This window comes from Alkalibacterium sp. f15 (assembly GCF_049389645.1).
GTDB lineage: Bacteria > Bacillota > Bacilli > Lactobacillales > Carnobacteriaceae_A > Alkalibacterium.
The window spans coordinates 821,045-835,000 of record NZ_CP186540.1; the positions used below are offsets into that span (position 1 = coordinate 821,045).

General features: G+C 42.0%; 9 protein-coding genes, 6 tRNA genes and 3 rRNA genes (1 of these 18 running past the window's edge). 2 read left to right on the top strand and 16 right to left on the bottom strand.

The genetic code is table 11. The annotated features are described in order from the left end of the window. The first annotated feature begins 3 nt into the window (after positions 1-3). Complete coding sequence (locus ACO1PF_RS04045; RefSeq protein ID WP_423190071.1) at positions 4-219, top strand: hypothetical protein; 216 nt, start codon at positions 4-6, stop codon at positions 217-219. Positions 220-682: 463 nt separating this feature from the next. Here the strand turns inward: ACO1PF_RS04045 and ACO1PF_RS04050 are convergent, their stop codons facing one another. From ACO1PF_RS04050 to epsC, 3 genes are all read right to left on the bottom strand, one after another. After that, positions 683-1,987 carry a M20 family metallo-hydrolase gene (locus ACO1PF_RS04050; RefSeq protein ID WP_423190072.1) on the bottom strand — a complete coding sequence of 435 codons (1,305 nt, stop codon included), beginning with the start codon at positions 1,985-1,987 and terminating at the stop codon, positions 683-685. 362 nt (positions 1,988-2,349) lie between these two features. Then, entirely contained in the window at positions 2,350-3,093 is a 744-nt protein-coding gene (locus tag ACO1PF_RS04055) for an SGNH/GDSL hydrolase family protein (RefSeq protein ID WP_423190073.1), read from the bottom strand. A gap of 159 nt (positions 3,094-3,252) precedes the next feature. Beyond that, positions 3,253-3,804, bottom strand: a complete 552-nt coding sequence (gene epsC, locus ACO1PF_RS04060; RefSeq protein ID WP_423190074.1) for a serine O-acetyltransferase EpsC — start codon at positions 3,802-3,804, stop codon at positions 3,253-3,255. A 311-nt stretch (positions 3,805-4,115) separates the two neighbouring features. On the opposite strand from epsC, the gene ACO1PF_RS04065 reads away from it, so the two are divergent. Beyond that, positions 4,116-4,598, top strand: a complete 483-nt coding sequence (locus tag ACO1PF_RS04065) for a DUF456 domain-containing protein (RefSeq protein ID WP_423190075.1) — start codon at positions 4,116-4,118, stop codon at positions 4,596-4,598. Between the two features lie 92 nt (positions 4,599-4,690). Here ACO1PF_RS04065 and glmM read toward each other — a convergent pair whose 3' ends face one another. From glmM to ACO1PF_RS04130, 13 genes are all read right to left on the bottom strand, one after another. Continuing rightward, complete coding sequence (gene glmM, locus ACO1PF_RS04070; protein ID WP_423190076.1) at positions 4,691-6,043, bottom strand: phosphoglucosamine mutase; 1,353 nt, start codon at positions 6,041-6,043, stop codon at positions 4,691-4,693. Positions 6,044-6,089: 46 nt separating this feature from the next. Further along, entirely contained in the window at positions 6,090-7,109 is a 1,020-nt protein-coding gene (locus ACO1PF_RS04075) for a CdaR family protein (protein ID WP_423190077.1), read from the bottom strand. Then, positions 7,106-7,966, bottom strand: a complete 861-nt coding sequence (cdaA, locus tag ACO1PF_RS04080; RefSeq protein ID WP_423190078.1) for a diadenylate cyclase CdaA — start codon at positions 7,964-7,966, stop codon at positions 7,106-7,108. The genes ACO1PF_RS04075 and cdaA overlap by 4 nt, the downstream gene beginning before the upstream one ends. Positions 7,967-8,142: 176 nt before the next feature. Beyond that, a tRNA-Gln gene (locus tag ACO1PF_RS04085) sits at positions 8,143-8,214 on the bottom strand. A 5-nt stretch (positions 8,215-8,219) separates the two neighbouring features. Continuing rightward, positions 8,220-8,300, bottom strand: a tRNA-Tyr gene (locus ACO1PF_RS04090). Positions 8,301-8,316: 16 nt separating this feature from the next. Next, positions 8,317-8,389: transfer RNA gene (locus ACO1PF_RS04095), tRNA-Thr, on the bottom strand. A 28-nt stretch (positions 8,390-8,417) separates the two neighbouring features. Next, positions 8,418-8,489, bottom strand: a tRNA-Glu gene (locus ACO1PF_RS04100). Positions 8,490-8,587: 98 nt separating this feature from the next. Further along, a complete protein-coding gene (locus ACO1PF_RS04105; protein WP_423190079.1) occupies positions 8,588-8,860 on the bottom strand; it encodes a GNAT family N-acetyltransferase in 273 nt (90 codons plus the stop codon). A 1,219-nt stretch (positions 8,861-10,079) separates the two neighbouring features. Next, positions 10,080-10,152: transfer RNA gene (locus ACO1PF_RS04110), tRNA-Thr, on the bottom strand. A gap of 20 nt (positions 10,153-10,172) precedes the next feature. Next, positions 10,173-10,245, bottom strand: a tRNA-Asn gene (locus ACO1PF_RS04115). A 37-nt stretch (positions 10,246-10,282) separates the two neighbouring features. Further along, a 5S ribosomal RNA gene (gene rrf, locus ACO1PF_RS04120) occupies positions 10,283-10,398 on the bottom strand. Positions 10,399-10,512: 114 nt separating this feature from the next. Continuing rightward, positions 10,513-13,424 (bottom strand): 23S ribosomal RNA (locus ACO1PF_RS04125). A 217-nt stretch (positions 13,425-13,641) separates the two neighbouring features. Next, positions 13,642-13,956 (bottom strand): 16S ribosomal RNA (locus ACO1PF_RS04130); it runs 1,234 nt beyond the window's last position. The 16S, 23S and 5S rRNA genes sit together here with 2 tRNA genes alongside, the layout of an rRNA operon.

Consider the following 13,956-nt stretch of genomic DNA (forward strand, 5'->3'; position numbering starts at 1 on the left):
CCAATGTCATCTTTTTTACTTTTTACAACTATTTATTACCTTTATGATTTTCATTGCAGATTTGTTCGAGAATCAATTGAAATAGAATCGAATGTTCTCCATAGAGCCAGATCATGGACAGCAGACACACAATTAAGTATTATTTACTCTTCAGGCAATCCAATTGATGGCGAAGGGCACGCTATTGCCTATTCCGTGACCTTCATCCAAGCCAAGTGATGGCGAAGGGCACGCTATTGCCTATTCAGTGACCTTCATCCAAGTCAAGTGACGTCGAAGGGCACGCTATTGCCTATTCCGTGACCTTCATCCAAGTCAAGCGATGTCGAAGGGCACGCTACTGCCTATTCCGTGACCTTCATCCAAGTCAACCGATGACGAAGGGCACGCTACTGGCTATTCCGTGACCTTCATCCAAGCCAAGTGATGTCGAAGGGCACGCTATTGCCTATTCCGTGACCTTCATCCAAGTCAAGTGATGGCGAAGGGCACGCTATTGGCTATTCAGTGACCTTCATCCAAGTCAAGTGACGTCGAAGGGCACGCTACTGCCTATTCCGTGACCTTCATCCAAGTCAACAGATGGCGAAGGGCACGCTATTGCCTATTCCGTCAATTTTCATGCATTTTCTTGGAGACACTATGGTCCACTACATTCACAGATTGAATTATTGACTCATTCTCATTGTAATTCCTGCATTTTCTCGATATACCTCTTCAATACTTGTACGGTTTGGACACAATCACTTAAATCTGACCATTCATCCGGATTATGACTGATTCCGTCCCTGCTTCTGACAAATAAAAGCGCAACAGGCATATACCTACCTAGTATCATTGCATCATGACCAGCTCCGCTTGGTAAGAAATAAGGTCTTATTCCTTCTTCCTTAGTAGCTTCAGCGAGTTTTTCTTGCAGTGCTGAGGGGATGGGGACAGGCAAAGAGTTATGCACACACTTATACTCAAAAGAAACATCCGACTGTTGACTTATATTTTCACCACATGAGATAATTTTAGAAATCAGTTCTTGTCTGGACTCACTCTCAATATCTCTAATATCCACATATAGAATGACTTCGCCCGGAATGACGTTGGTCCCGTTCGGTTTCACTTCTATATTGCCCACAGTTGCTACAGATGTCGTATTTATTGTTCGAGGTAACTCACTCACTCTTTGAATGAATGCGCTAGCCGCAACTAGTGCATCTCGGCGGTCATTCATGGGCGTGTTGCCGGCATGTCCAGCTAATCCTTTAAATGTTACTTTCATCCAATACGGTCCAGCGATCCCATTCACAATGCCACACGGAAGATCTTCATTTTCTAAACGTTTCCCTTGTTCAATATGTACCTCTATATATGTTTCGATTTCATTTAAATCTCTCTTGGCTTGTGTAAATCCTTCAACTGTCAAACTGACATCCGCGATGACTTCCTTAAATGTGCGTCCTTCATTATCCACTTTAGATAACAAATCGTCTATATTTGAGTCACCTGTCAGTGCTTCGCTTCCAGTCAACCCACCATTAAACCGTGAACCTTCTTCATCCGTAAAAATGACTACTTCATAAGGTTTCTTAGGCAGGTACCCTGTGTCTTTCCAAGCTTGTGCGACTTCCAGTGCGGACAACACGCCTAAAGTGCCATCAAAATGTCCACCATTTGGGACGGTATCAACGTGAGAGCCGCTCATGATGGCTGGAAGAGATGACTGTTCTCCTTCCAGTCGGCCGATAATATTACCTGCACCATCTTGACGAACACTTAAATCCGCTTCCTTCATCCATTTTATCACAGTCCTTTTGGCTTCGTATTCAAGTAGCGAAAACCCTGGGCGCTTGGATCCGTTGTCACTTGTTCTACCAATCATCGATAGAGTGTCCAATCTTTCAGCCAGACGTTTCCCTGAAACACCCGAATCTGATTTTTCCTGATTAAACTCCCTCATCAAGGCATCCTTCATCTTCCATTTTTTTGAATCCATGAGCTTCACTCCTCTTTATTTTTACTATTATAGCATAAAAAGGAGATCTCTTAAGGAGCAGTTGGAAGAAGCAAAAATCGCACATAGCTTATCTGGAATGTAATTTATATTCAGTAAAATATCATTGTTGCAAGAAAGGAGCGTTAAGAACGAAACAGGAAACCCTTCAGGATATATGGAATTCTGTAGAAGAATATATTTCATTTGATAATGATGTAATGATTATCAAAAAAAAGATGACCCCCGTAGTTTATCGGGATCACCTTCTTTGGACTGCATAGAATCGCTTTTATTGATTGTCTAGTTTAAAGGTAGTAATTCATAATAGGAAAGAACCAACCTTTAAACCTTTTTTCTTTTACTTAATAGACCCCAAAAGCTTGTAAGCTGATTTCAGCAAGTTTGGCTTGTCCGTCTTCGGTCGGATGAATGTCTCCAGGTAAGACGTATCTGGCTTGGTCATTGCCGAATGCATTGTAGGCATCAGCCAGGTAGACATCTTGGTAAGAGAATGCCAGTACTGCAAAGGCCGGGTTGATGATCTGTGTAAGAAAAACATCTGAAACATTATGGAGAAGCGGATCAGTCAATTGGAAAGGGTTGTATACATTGTATAAAACGATTGGCGAATCTGTCAGCGAGCGGACTTCTTGGATAGTCTGGGTGATATTTTCGAAAACATCGCTCTCTTCTAGCTTTTGTTGCAGTATTTGTTGGAATAAAAGCTGATTCTCGCCGCTTTCCGTAGCTGCAGCGCGCAGAATTTCCAAGAAATCGTTACTTCCGATGGTCACAGCGACATAATCCGAGTGACTGATGGCTTGTCGGTATTTTTGATTGGTTTGCAAGGCAGTCAATAACTGATCTGACTGCCATCCCGGAACACCCAGGTTACGTACGCGCAAATCAGTTAGTTTGCCGATCACATAAGGATAACTGGTTTTTGCGGGATTTTGGTTGGTCTGCCCCAAGTTGTAACCGAACGGAATCGAATCACCCACCGCAACAAGTGACTCTTTGGCATTATCACTTTTGGCAAAAGCAGTAGGAGATGATAACAAGCTGACAAGCAAAACAGCCATAATGATTTTGATTAGCTTTTTCATAAAACCATCCCTTTCTTATACTTCATACACAATAAAACACCAATAATCAGAATATTCTACTAATTGCTTTTGATTAGCCGTTTCATAGAACCCTCCCTTTCTTGTACTTCATAGAAAGTATATCGCCAACAGTTAGAACATTCTACTAATAGCTTTTATTCACTTTAGTTCGCAGGCGTCAGTTTTAACAAGATTTTCAATCTTTGATTTTACCACTTTAGCAGGAATGCCTACAGCCGTCACTCCTTCTGGAATATCTTTCAAGACGACAGCACTTGCACCAATTTTTGCATTTTTCCCTATTGTTATATTACCGATAACTTGAGCATGAGCTGACAGTAAAACCCCATCTTCTATCGTTGGATGACGCTTGCCTGTTTCATCTCCACGGCCACCCAATGTCACACCATGAAAAATACGAACGTCATCACCGATAATAGCCGTTTCTCCGATCACTATCCCCATACCATGATCTATGAAGAAGCATCTGCCTATGACGGCTCCAGGGTGGATTTCGACCCCTGTCACCCATCTGCCGAACGTAGAGACCATACGTGCGATTAATTTCAAGTTCTTCTGATGTAAGAAATGAGCGATACGATAATATATGATAGCCCAAAATCCAGGATAGGTTAAAACTATTTCGAGTGTTGATCTTGCCGATGGATCGTTTCTTTTATATGTCGTAATATATTTTTTAAATGCTCCCATACTAACTCCTTTAATTATTTCTTGCGAAACTTTTTATCACAAGAAATATTGATCTTACTTCCTCTAAAAAACATCTATAGGAGTCCCTCTATTAAGAGTCCTGCCTCACTATTATCCCTTTAATATTCTTTTATTACAAAAAAATGAATTCCGCTCTTGAAAATTCTAACATAAAGTATTTTTTAACTTGAACCCTGGTTCTCAATGACCTAATCAGACTTCTCTATTCTCTCTCAACTTTAACTTTTTTCAAACACATCATTATTTAGTATACTGGATGTGTATTGATTTTAAGAAAGGAGACTCTAATCTTGGAAATACTTTTATGGCTCATAATTATTGGTTTATTTATTACCAGCTTCGTTGCCTTATTTTTCCCTGTTTTGCCATCCGTGTTCGCTATATGGGGAGGATTTATAATATATCATTTCTTTATTAACTCCGGTGAACTTTCGACATTCTTTTGGATATCCATGTTCATCTTAACCGCTGTCCTATTACTGGCTGATATCTTTACCGGTTCATTAGCTGTTAAGCAATTTGGAGGGAGCAAATTAGGCGAACGGGTTGCTGCGATTTCAGTCATCATCGGTGCATTCGTTTATCCGCCATTCGGCATTTTAGCTCTGCCATTCATTGCTGTTATCATAGTCGAGTACTGGCAGCAAGAAGATTTCCTTTCCGCATTGCGCGCGGCTACTGGTACCCTCATTGGTTTTTTAAGCGGTAGGCTTGCAGAAGGAATCATTCAATTGATCATGATCAGCTGGTTTTTTATGACCATCTGGTTCTAAACCTTTTCCACAAGTAAATATCAGAAAAAAACTACAAACCACATATTCCGATGGGGTTTGTAGTTTTTATTTTGTCGTTTGTTATATGAAGTTTAGTTCGTGCCTAATTCTTCTCTTACAACTTTTGCAATACGTTCTACATATTCTAATACAGCCTGTTCTGTTGGAGCTTCAGCCATCACACGCAGTAATGATTCTGTTCCACTGGGACGCACTAGCACGCGACCATTATCAGCCATTTCTTTTTCCACCTCTTCAATAACTTGGCTAATTGCAGGGTTAGACATAACATTATGTTTGTCAGTTACCTGAATATTAACCAGTTTCTGAGGGAAAGAGGTCACTTCTTCGGCTAATTCAGATAATTTTTTCCCTGTTTGCTTCATCACGTTTAACAGCTGAACACCTGTTAATAGGCCATCTCCGGTTGTATGATAATCAAGGAATATAACATGTCCTGATTGTTCTCCACCTAGATTGTAACCATTTTTAACCATCTCTTCAACAACAAAGCGGTCGCCCACTTTTGTTTTCACTGATTTTAAGTCATGTGCTTCCAGCGCTTTGTAGAAGCCGATATTACTCATAACCGTTGAAACAATCGTATTCTTCTTCAAGCGTCCTTCGTCATGCATATATTTACCGCATATGTACATGATTTTATCGCCGTCTACGATATTACCCAGTTCATCTACCGCAATCAAACGATCTCCATCACCATCAAAAGCTAATCCGACATCTGCACCTTTATCTTTAACAAAATCAGAAAGATAGTCTGGATGCGTACTTCCAACACCTTCATTGATATTTAGACCGTTGGGCGTATTTCCAGTCACGTCAAATTCTGTATCCAAATCTGCAAATAATCTGTTAAGTAGCGGACTAGCGGCTCCATTTGCACCATCAAGTGCCACATGGATACCCGCTAAATCTCCAGATATGGTTTGTTTCAAGAATTGAATATATTTTTGTAATCCTTCTTTGTATTCTTCAGAAGTCCCCATGCCATCTGAGCTCGGACGAGGTAATGTATCTTCTTCAGTATCAATCAAGGCTTCTATTTCAGCTTCTTGTTCGTCAGAGAGTTTAAACCCGTCAGAACCAAAGAATTTGATTCCATTATCCTGTACAGGATTATGTGACGCAGAAATCATAACACCTGCTGCAGCATCTTGTTGACGCGTTAAGAAAGAAACACCTGGAGTTGTTATTACTCCTAAACGTAAGACTTCGACACCTACGGATAAAAGACCAGAAATTAAAGCATATTCCAGCATTCTCCCAGAGATACGTGTATCTTTACCCACTAAAACACGGGGGTTATCTGTTTTTGAATGCTGTGCTAACACATACCCACCAAAACGTCCTAACTTAAACGCTAATTCTGGTGTCAGTTCTTTATTTGCTATCCCTCGTACGCCATCGGTTCCAAAATATTTTCCCATTTTAAATTAGCTCCTCACATTATTGTTGTTCATCTTTTTAATTTGATTAATTCTCATTCTCATTTTCGTTTTCTTCTTCTTCTTCATCTTTTTGTACTCTAGTTACGCGAATCAAAACATCCAACTCACGAGGACTTGTTTCAGTTATACCATCTGGATGATTCAAAGGTATCGTCCGTATTGTTGATTCTGTAACCCCTGAGACATCGACTTCTATTACAAAATTATTCAACTCTTCTATAATAGCAGATTCTCCCGTAATCGTCACGTTCTCTGGTTCCCCTTGAGCAACTTCTAATGCATATTCATAATCTTCGTTTGGGATTCCCGATTCTTCCAGGACAATCGGCAATGTCCTTTGCGTTCCTTTAACAGGAATCATGACATCGATTAGCTGTGGAGAAATGTTTACATTTAAAGGGTCACCCGTTTCGTCGAGCACCAATACGTTTAATGTCATTTCGATATCTTCAGTGATATTGCTTCCTTCTGGCATAACAACTACCATCACATCACTGATTTGCTCCATTGTAGATAGCGCACCCGAAATCGTCACCGTTTCATTAGATAAAATAGGTTCCTGAGCTCGATAGCCGTCTGACAGATGAGCATATTCATTGAACTCAATGCTTACTTCATGATCCTCTACTCTTTTTTCCTCTATTTCTACTGCAACTTCTGAAGGCATTACACTATAATTCAACTGGTTACTTAGTCCAGCTGCCTCCAACTCAATAGTATGGCTTCCAGGACCTAATTCTTCCAAGTCAGGTGTTTCAATAGTAAAGTTTTGCGTGGCTAAAGTTTGTGTCAATATAGCCTGCGGACCTTCTAATCGTATTGTAGCCGTTTCCGGTATGCCTGATACGAAATAATTATCGCGGTCAATATTTATATCGATCGGTAAATTGGTAATGACTTCTGAACTCGTAATACTCGCTCCATCTGTTGGATTTGTTGAAAGATTGCGTGATTGATTCTCATAAGTTACAAACGAGAAAAGAACGATAGCAAAAAACAAAGCAATCAATTTTGAAATCCAAGGATTATCAACATTCATCTTCATTTACCCGACACCCCTTTTCTAACATCTTCTATAAATTGTTGTAAAGGTCCTCGTGTCTCTTTCTCTTTCTCAGTTTCGACTATTTCTTTATTTAAGTAACTGATGACTTCTTCTTGTGTCATATCATTAATAAGGTTTCCTCTACGAGAGATGCTTATATCCCCAGTTTCTTCTGAAACAACTAGTGTAATAGCATCGGACACTTCCGACAAACCAATCGCAGCACGATGTCGAGTCCCTAATTTTTTCGGAATGGCTGGACTCTCTGAAAGCGGAAGATAACTTGCGGCTGTCGCAATTTTATAGTCCTTAATAATCACAGCACCGTCATGCAAAGGTGTATTAGGTATGAAAATATTAATAAGTAATTCAGAAGACAAGTCAGCATTGATCGGTATCCCGGTTTCAATGTATTCGTCAAGTCCTGTTTCCATTTCGATTGAAATCAACGCACCAATTCGTCTTTTGCCCATATATTGTAAGGCATGGGATAAATGCTCAACAACTTGTTCACTAGGATTTGATTTTCGTTTTCTTCCAAATACGGATCCTCGACCGAGGTGCTCTAATCCTCGTCTTAATTCAGGTTGGAATATAATAATAAGCGCTAATGCAGACCATTGAATAACGAAATCAACAACGAACTCTGTCGTATTAAGTCGGAATAACACACTTACAAATTTGAGTAATAAGATAACGCCAATTCCCTTTAACAGTTCTACAGCACGTGTACCTTTCACAATTCGCATGAGCTGATACATAAAAAAAGCGACAATCAAAATATCAATGATATTAATCCCTGTTCGCCAAGCAAATAATCTTGACCAATCAAATGTTCTCAGAAATTCTATAGGCATTACGCCACCTCCAAAATCTAACCATATACTGTGTAAGTATACCATACAATCATAAGCTGTAAACGAGTGAATTTTATCGATTAACAACTATTCGTGTCATAAAGTATTTAAGAATAATCATTTCAAATTACACAAAAAAACTGTGCAGCAAATTGCCGCACAGTTTTTATAGAATACTGGGCTACTAGGATTCGAACCTAGGAATGACGGGATCAAAACCCGCTGCCTTACCGCTTGGCGATAGCCCAATAAATGGAGGGAGTAGGATTTGAACCTACGAACCCGAAGGAACGGATTTACAGTCCGCTGCGTTTGACCACTTCGCTATCCCTCCGTATTAAAATACGAAATGCCGGCTAAAGGAATTGAACCCTCGACCCACTGATTACGATTCAGTTGCTCTACCAACTGAGCTAAACCGGCAATATTAAACTTTATTAATGAATTGCTATGACCCCTACGGGATTCGAACCCGTGTTACCGCCGTGAAAGGGCGGTGTCTTAACCGCTTGACCAAGGGGCCAGCATATCTCGTGCTTTTTAAGCACAAGATACATATTATAATAAACCAACTGATTTGTCAACATTTTTAGGTAAAAACATTAAATCTTAGTAGAAACATTATTTTGCATGTATATGATTATACTTTTCAGGTTTTCTATCGAAAAGTGTAACGACATAGGGACAAACAGGGATAATTTTTTTGCCTTCTTTTTCCATTTCTTCTACTACCCGCTCCACTAACTTTTCAGCTACACCTTGTCCTCTAAGCGTCGGATCAACAAAAACGTGATCAACCTCAACAACAGCTTCTTTTGGAACATAAGTTATTTCTGCTAACAATTCCCCATTTTCTTCTTTGTAAAAGCGATTCTCACCTTTTATAAAATCCACAGAAATCACTCCTTATATAAATTATTTAATTTAAGTGTACCATGTAGTATGAAAATTTACATTAATTATTCTTCATTGTATGCATCGTTTGTTTACTACATATCTTTATTTAGTTTAGGCTGCTAACTCATCCCTAAAAGTGTAAATAGGGCATTTAAATCCGCCAAAGCGGACTCATATCCCCCGTAGGTTTATCGACCCACGAGTAAGTCGTGGGTTTTCAGCTACAATTATTGAATAATATCAGTATTTTTAAGAAGTCTTCCTGAAAATAATTTCAACACAGACTTGACCATATCGAATAAATTATTAACTGACTATTATAGCTGCTGGAACTAGTAATGTCCTTTCCTCATTTACAGGCAGTGTAGGCTGAATAGAATAATTACACATAGTTATATCTGCATTCCAGATCACATATGCTTCTAAGCATTCCCTACTTACATTAATTTACGGTCAGAATAACGTAAGTTTAAATCCAAGTGATTCAAAAAAGTATTCTAGATTTACTTACTGGATAGCCACGTTCGAGTATGGTTGAGTGGAAAAAGTATAATAAACAAAAAATTCTATAAAATCTGGTTACTCAACAAAAAAGATTCATTAAGTATAAAGCATTGTGCTTGTATCGGTTTATTTTTTCCATTTATAGCTCCTCATGATTTATACTATGTTGTGGTTGGGTATTCTTCTGTAAATAAAATGAGTAATTGCTATTTTAAATAACCGATTGAGGGCACATTACCAGGGTATCGATTTCACTTGAATCTCATCACATTCGGTTTATTTTTAATAAAAACAAAAAAAGCCAACAATTAATTATATGTAAATCTCCTTTGTTATACAATCTGTATCTGTATCCTAGTATTACTGAGCTGGGGCAGTCCATAGTTTCTTAATACAAACAAAAAAATTATTGATGCCATCTTCTAGTTGAAGTAAATACTAAATTAACAAATGAAAAATACACATTCGACTACTTTTTTTGAAATATTTATCAAATCATCAGACTTTTTTACTAATCTTAACTTAATGGCAGTTTACTTGAGGGCATCATGAGTTGTTTAAACCTTTGAAGTATAATTTAAAACAGATAAAATTCAGTAGTGTAATATCTGTATCGTTGAAGCCAATATTTCGCCTACGAATCATCAATGATTACCTACATCATCCAATAAACATACAAAAAAAAGAGACCCTAAGGATCTCTTTTTAAGTAAGCCACTTGCCGGATTCGAACCGGCGACCTCATCCTTACCATGGATGCGCTCTACCTACTGAGCTAAAGCGGCAAATTCTAAACAAAAAAAAACTCCGCAAGCAGGGCTCGAACCTGCGACATCATGATTAACAGTCATGCGCTCTACCAGCTGAGCTATTGCGGAATAATTATATTAGCACCATTATATCAAAAAAAGAGCTGCACGGCAACGTCCTGCTTTCACAAAGGGAAACCCTTCACTATCCTCGGCGCTGGGAAGCTTAACGGCTGTGTTCGGAATGGGAACAGGTGGATCCTTCCCGCCATCGCCACCGCACAGTGACTCTTCTTATTTAGATGAGAACCTTGTTCTCTCAAAACTAGATAGTTGATCTTACACACACACAAAGGAGTCAACACAACTCCACATCATACCCTTATCCCACCTTTGGTGGTTAAGTCCTCGACCGATTAGTACTGGTCCGCTCCACATATCACTACGCTTCCACTTCCAGCCTATCTACCTGATAATCTTTCAGGGGTCTTACTTCCTTAAAGGAATGGGAGATCTCATCTTGAAGGGGGCTTCACGCTTAGATGCTTTCAGCGTTTATCCTTTCCACACATAGCTACCCAGCGATGCCAATGGCTTGACAACTGGTACACCAGCGGTATGTCCATCCCGGTCCTCTCGTACTAAGGATAGCTCTTCTCAAATCTCCAACGCCCGCGACGGATAGGGACCGAACTGTCTCACGACGTTCTGAACCCAGCTCGCGTACCGCTTTAATGGGCGAACAGCCCAACCCTTGGGACCGACTACAGCCCCAGGATGCGATGAGCCGACATCGAGGTGCCAAACCTCCCCGTCGATGTGAACTCTTGGGGGAGATAAGCCTGTTATCCCCAGGGTAGCTTTTATCCGTTGAGCGATGGCCCTTCCATACGGTACCACCGGATCACTAAGCCCGACTTTCGTCCCTGCTCGACTTGTAGGTCTCGCAGTCAAGCTCCCTTTTGCCTTTACACTCTACGAATGATTTCCAACCATTCTGAGGGAACCTTTGGGCGCCTCCGTTACATTTTAGGAGGCGACCGCCCCAGTCAAACTGTCCATCTGACACTGTCTCCCGACCGGTTAACGGTCGTGGGTTAGAGTGGCCATACAGCGAGGGTAGTATCCCACCAACGCCTCCACCAAGACTGGCGTCCTGGCTTCATAGGCTCCTACCTATCCTGTACAAGCTGTACAGACACTCAATATCAAACTACAGTAAAGCTCCATGGGGTCTTTCCGTCCTGTCGCGGGTAACCTGCATTTTCACAGGTACTATAATTTCACCGAGTCTCTCGTTGAGACAGTGCCCAAATCGTTACACCTTTCGTGCGGGTCGGAACTTACCCGACAAGGAATTTCGCTACCTTAGGACCGTTATAGTTACGGCCGCCGTTTACTGGGGCTTCAATTCAGAGCTTCGCCGAAGCTAACCCTTCCTCTTAACCTTCAGCACCGGGCAGGTGTCAGCCCCTATACATCTTCTTTCGAATTAGCAGAGACCTGTGTTTTTGGTAAACAGTCGCTTGGGCCTATTCACTGCGGCTGACCAATTGGTCAGCACCCCTTCTCCCGAAGTTACGGGGTCATTTTGCCGAGTTCCTTAACGAGAGTTCTCTCGATCACCTTAGGATTCTCTCCTCGACTACCTGTGTCGGTTTGCGGTACGGGCAGCCTACTTCTAACTAGAAGCTTTTCTTGGCAGTGTGACATCAGATGCTTCGGTACTCTAATTCCCTCCCCATCACAACTTGTCCGTGCGAGAAAAAGCATTTGACTCTTTCTCAGACTTATTGCTTGGACACGCTATTCCATCAGCGTGCTCATCTTAGCCTTCTGCGTCCCTCCATTGTTCAAACAAAGCAGACTGGTACAGGAATCTCTACCTGTTGTCCATCGCTTACGCCTTTCGGCCTCAGCTTAGGTCCCGACTAACCCTGGGAGGACGAGCCTTCCCCAGGAAACCTTAGTCATTCGGTGGACGGGATTCTCACCCGTCTTTCGCTACTCATACCGGCATTCTCACTTCTAAGCGCTCCACAAGTCCTCACGATCTTGCTTCAACGCCCTTAGAACGCTCTCCTACCATAGAACCATTGGTTCTATCCGTGGCTTCGGCACCTTGTTTAGCCCCGATACATTTTCGGCGCAGGGCCACTCGACTAGTGAGCTATTACGCACTCTTTAAATGATGGCTGCTTCTGAGCCAACATCCTAGTTGTCTAAGCAGCCCCACATCCTTTTCCACTTAACAAGAATTTGGGGGCCTTAGCCGACGGTCTGGGCTGTTTCCCTTTCCACTACGGATCTTATCACTCGCAGTGTGACTCCCGGATCTACATCTGTGGCATTCGGAGTTTATCAGGATTCGGTAACCCGATAAGGGCCCCTAGTCCAAACAGTCGCTCTACCTCCACGATGCATATTATCCGAGGCTAGCCCTAAAGCTATTTCGGAGAGAACCAGCTATCTCCAAGTTCGATTGGAATTTCTCCGCTACCCACACCTCATCCCAGCACTTTTCAACGTACACGGGTTCGGGCCTCCAGTGCATTTCACTGCACCTTCACCCTGGACATGGGTAGGTCACTTGGTTTCGGGTCGACGACGGCATACTCAACGCCCTATTCAGACTCGCTTTCGCTGCGGCTCCACCTCTTCGGCTTAACCTTGCATGTCATCGTCACTCGCCGGTCCATTCTACAAAAGGTACGCCATCACCCATTAACGGGCTCTGACTACTTGTAAGCACACGGTTTCAGGTGCTGTTTCACTCCCCTTCCGGGGTTCTTTTCACCTTTCCCTCACGGTACTGGTTCACTATCGGTCACTAGGTAGTATTTAGGCTTGGGAGATGGTCCTCCCGGATTCCGACGGAATTTCTCGTGTTCCGCCGTACTCAGGATACCGGCTAGGCAAGTTTGAATGTCGCATACGGGGCTTTCACCTGTCTCGCATGACTTTCCAGTCATTTCTGCTATTCGCTCTCGTCCATGTCGCCAGTCCTACAACCCCAAAAGGCAAGCCTTTTGGTTTGGCCTCTTCCCGTTTCGCTCGCCGCTACTCAGGGAATCGCATTTGCTTTCTCTTCCTGCAGGTACTTAGATGTTTCAGTTCCCTGCGTTACCTTATCCATAGCTATGTATTCACTACAGATATATCACTTGATGAAAAGTGATGGGTTCCCCCATTCGGAAATCTCCGGATCAAAGCTTACTTACAGCTCCCCGAAGCATATCGGCGTTAGTCCCGTCCTTCATCGGCTCCTAGTGCCAAGGCATTCACCGTGCGCCCTTATTCACTTAACCTGACGGTTAAGGGTATTTATAGCGCTGAGTGTCTTGTCTAAACAAGACGGTCTCAGTTTTATTTTGTTTCGGTGTTGTGTCTTAACTTTTGTGTTTGTTATATAATCAACTATCTAGTTTTCAAAGAACAAAGATTGAAGGAAATCTATCCCTCAAAACTAAACAAAGTAATCATCAAATGTGTAGGCTCCGTTTGCCCTAATGGCAATATCCTTAGAAAGGAGGTGATCCAGCCGCACCTTCCGATACGGCTACCTTGTTACGACTTCACCCCAATCATCCATCCCACCTTCGGCGGCTGGCTCCCCTAAGGGTTACCCTACCGACTTCGGGTGTTACAAACTCTCGTGGTGTGACGGGCGGTGTGTACAAGACCCGGGAACGTATTCACCGCGACGTTCTGATTCGCGATTACTAGCGATTCCAGCTTCATGCAGGCGAGTTGCAGCCTGCAATCCGAACTGAGAATGGCTTTAAGAGATTGGCTAGACCTTGCGGTTTTGCGACTCGTTGTACCATCCATTGTAGCACG

Excerpts from the sequence above, each read along its gene's own strand:
- ACO1PF_RS04045 (WP_423190071.1), top strand. The coding sequence starts at position 4 with ATGTCATCTTTTTTACTTTTTACAACTATTTATTACCTTTATGATTTT.
- ACO1PF_RS04050 (WP_423190072.1), bottom strand. The coding sequence starts at position 1,987 with ATGGATTCAAAAAAATGGAAGATGAAGGATGCCTTGATGAGGGAGTTT.
- ACO1PF_RS04055 (WP_423190073.1), bottom strand. The coding sequence starts at position 3,093 with ATGAAAAAGCTAATCAAAATCATTATGGCTGTTTTGCTTGTCAGCTTG.
- epsC (WP_423190074.1), bottom strand. The coding sequence starts at position 3,804 with ATGGGAGCATTTAAAAAATATATTACGACATATAAAAGAAACGATCCA.
- glmM (WP_423190076.1), bottom strand. The coding sequence starts at position 6,043 with ATGGGAAAATATTTTGGAACCGATGGCGTACGAGGGATAGCAAATAAA.
- ACO1PF_RS04075 (WP_423190077.1), bottom strand. The coding sequence starts at position 7,109 with ATGAAGATGAATGTTGATAATCCTTGGATTTCAAAATTGATTGCTTTG.
- cdaA (WP_423190078.1), bottom strand. The coding sequence starts at position 7,966 with ATGCCTATAGAATTTCTGAGAACATTTGATTGGTCAAGATTATTTGCT.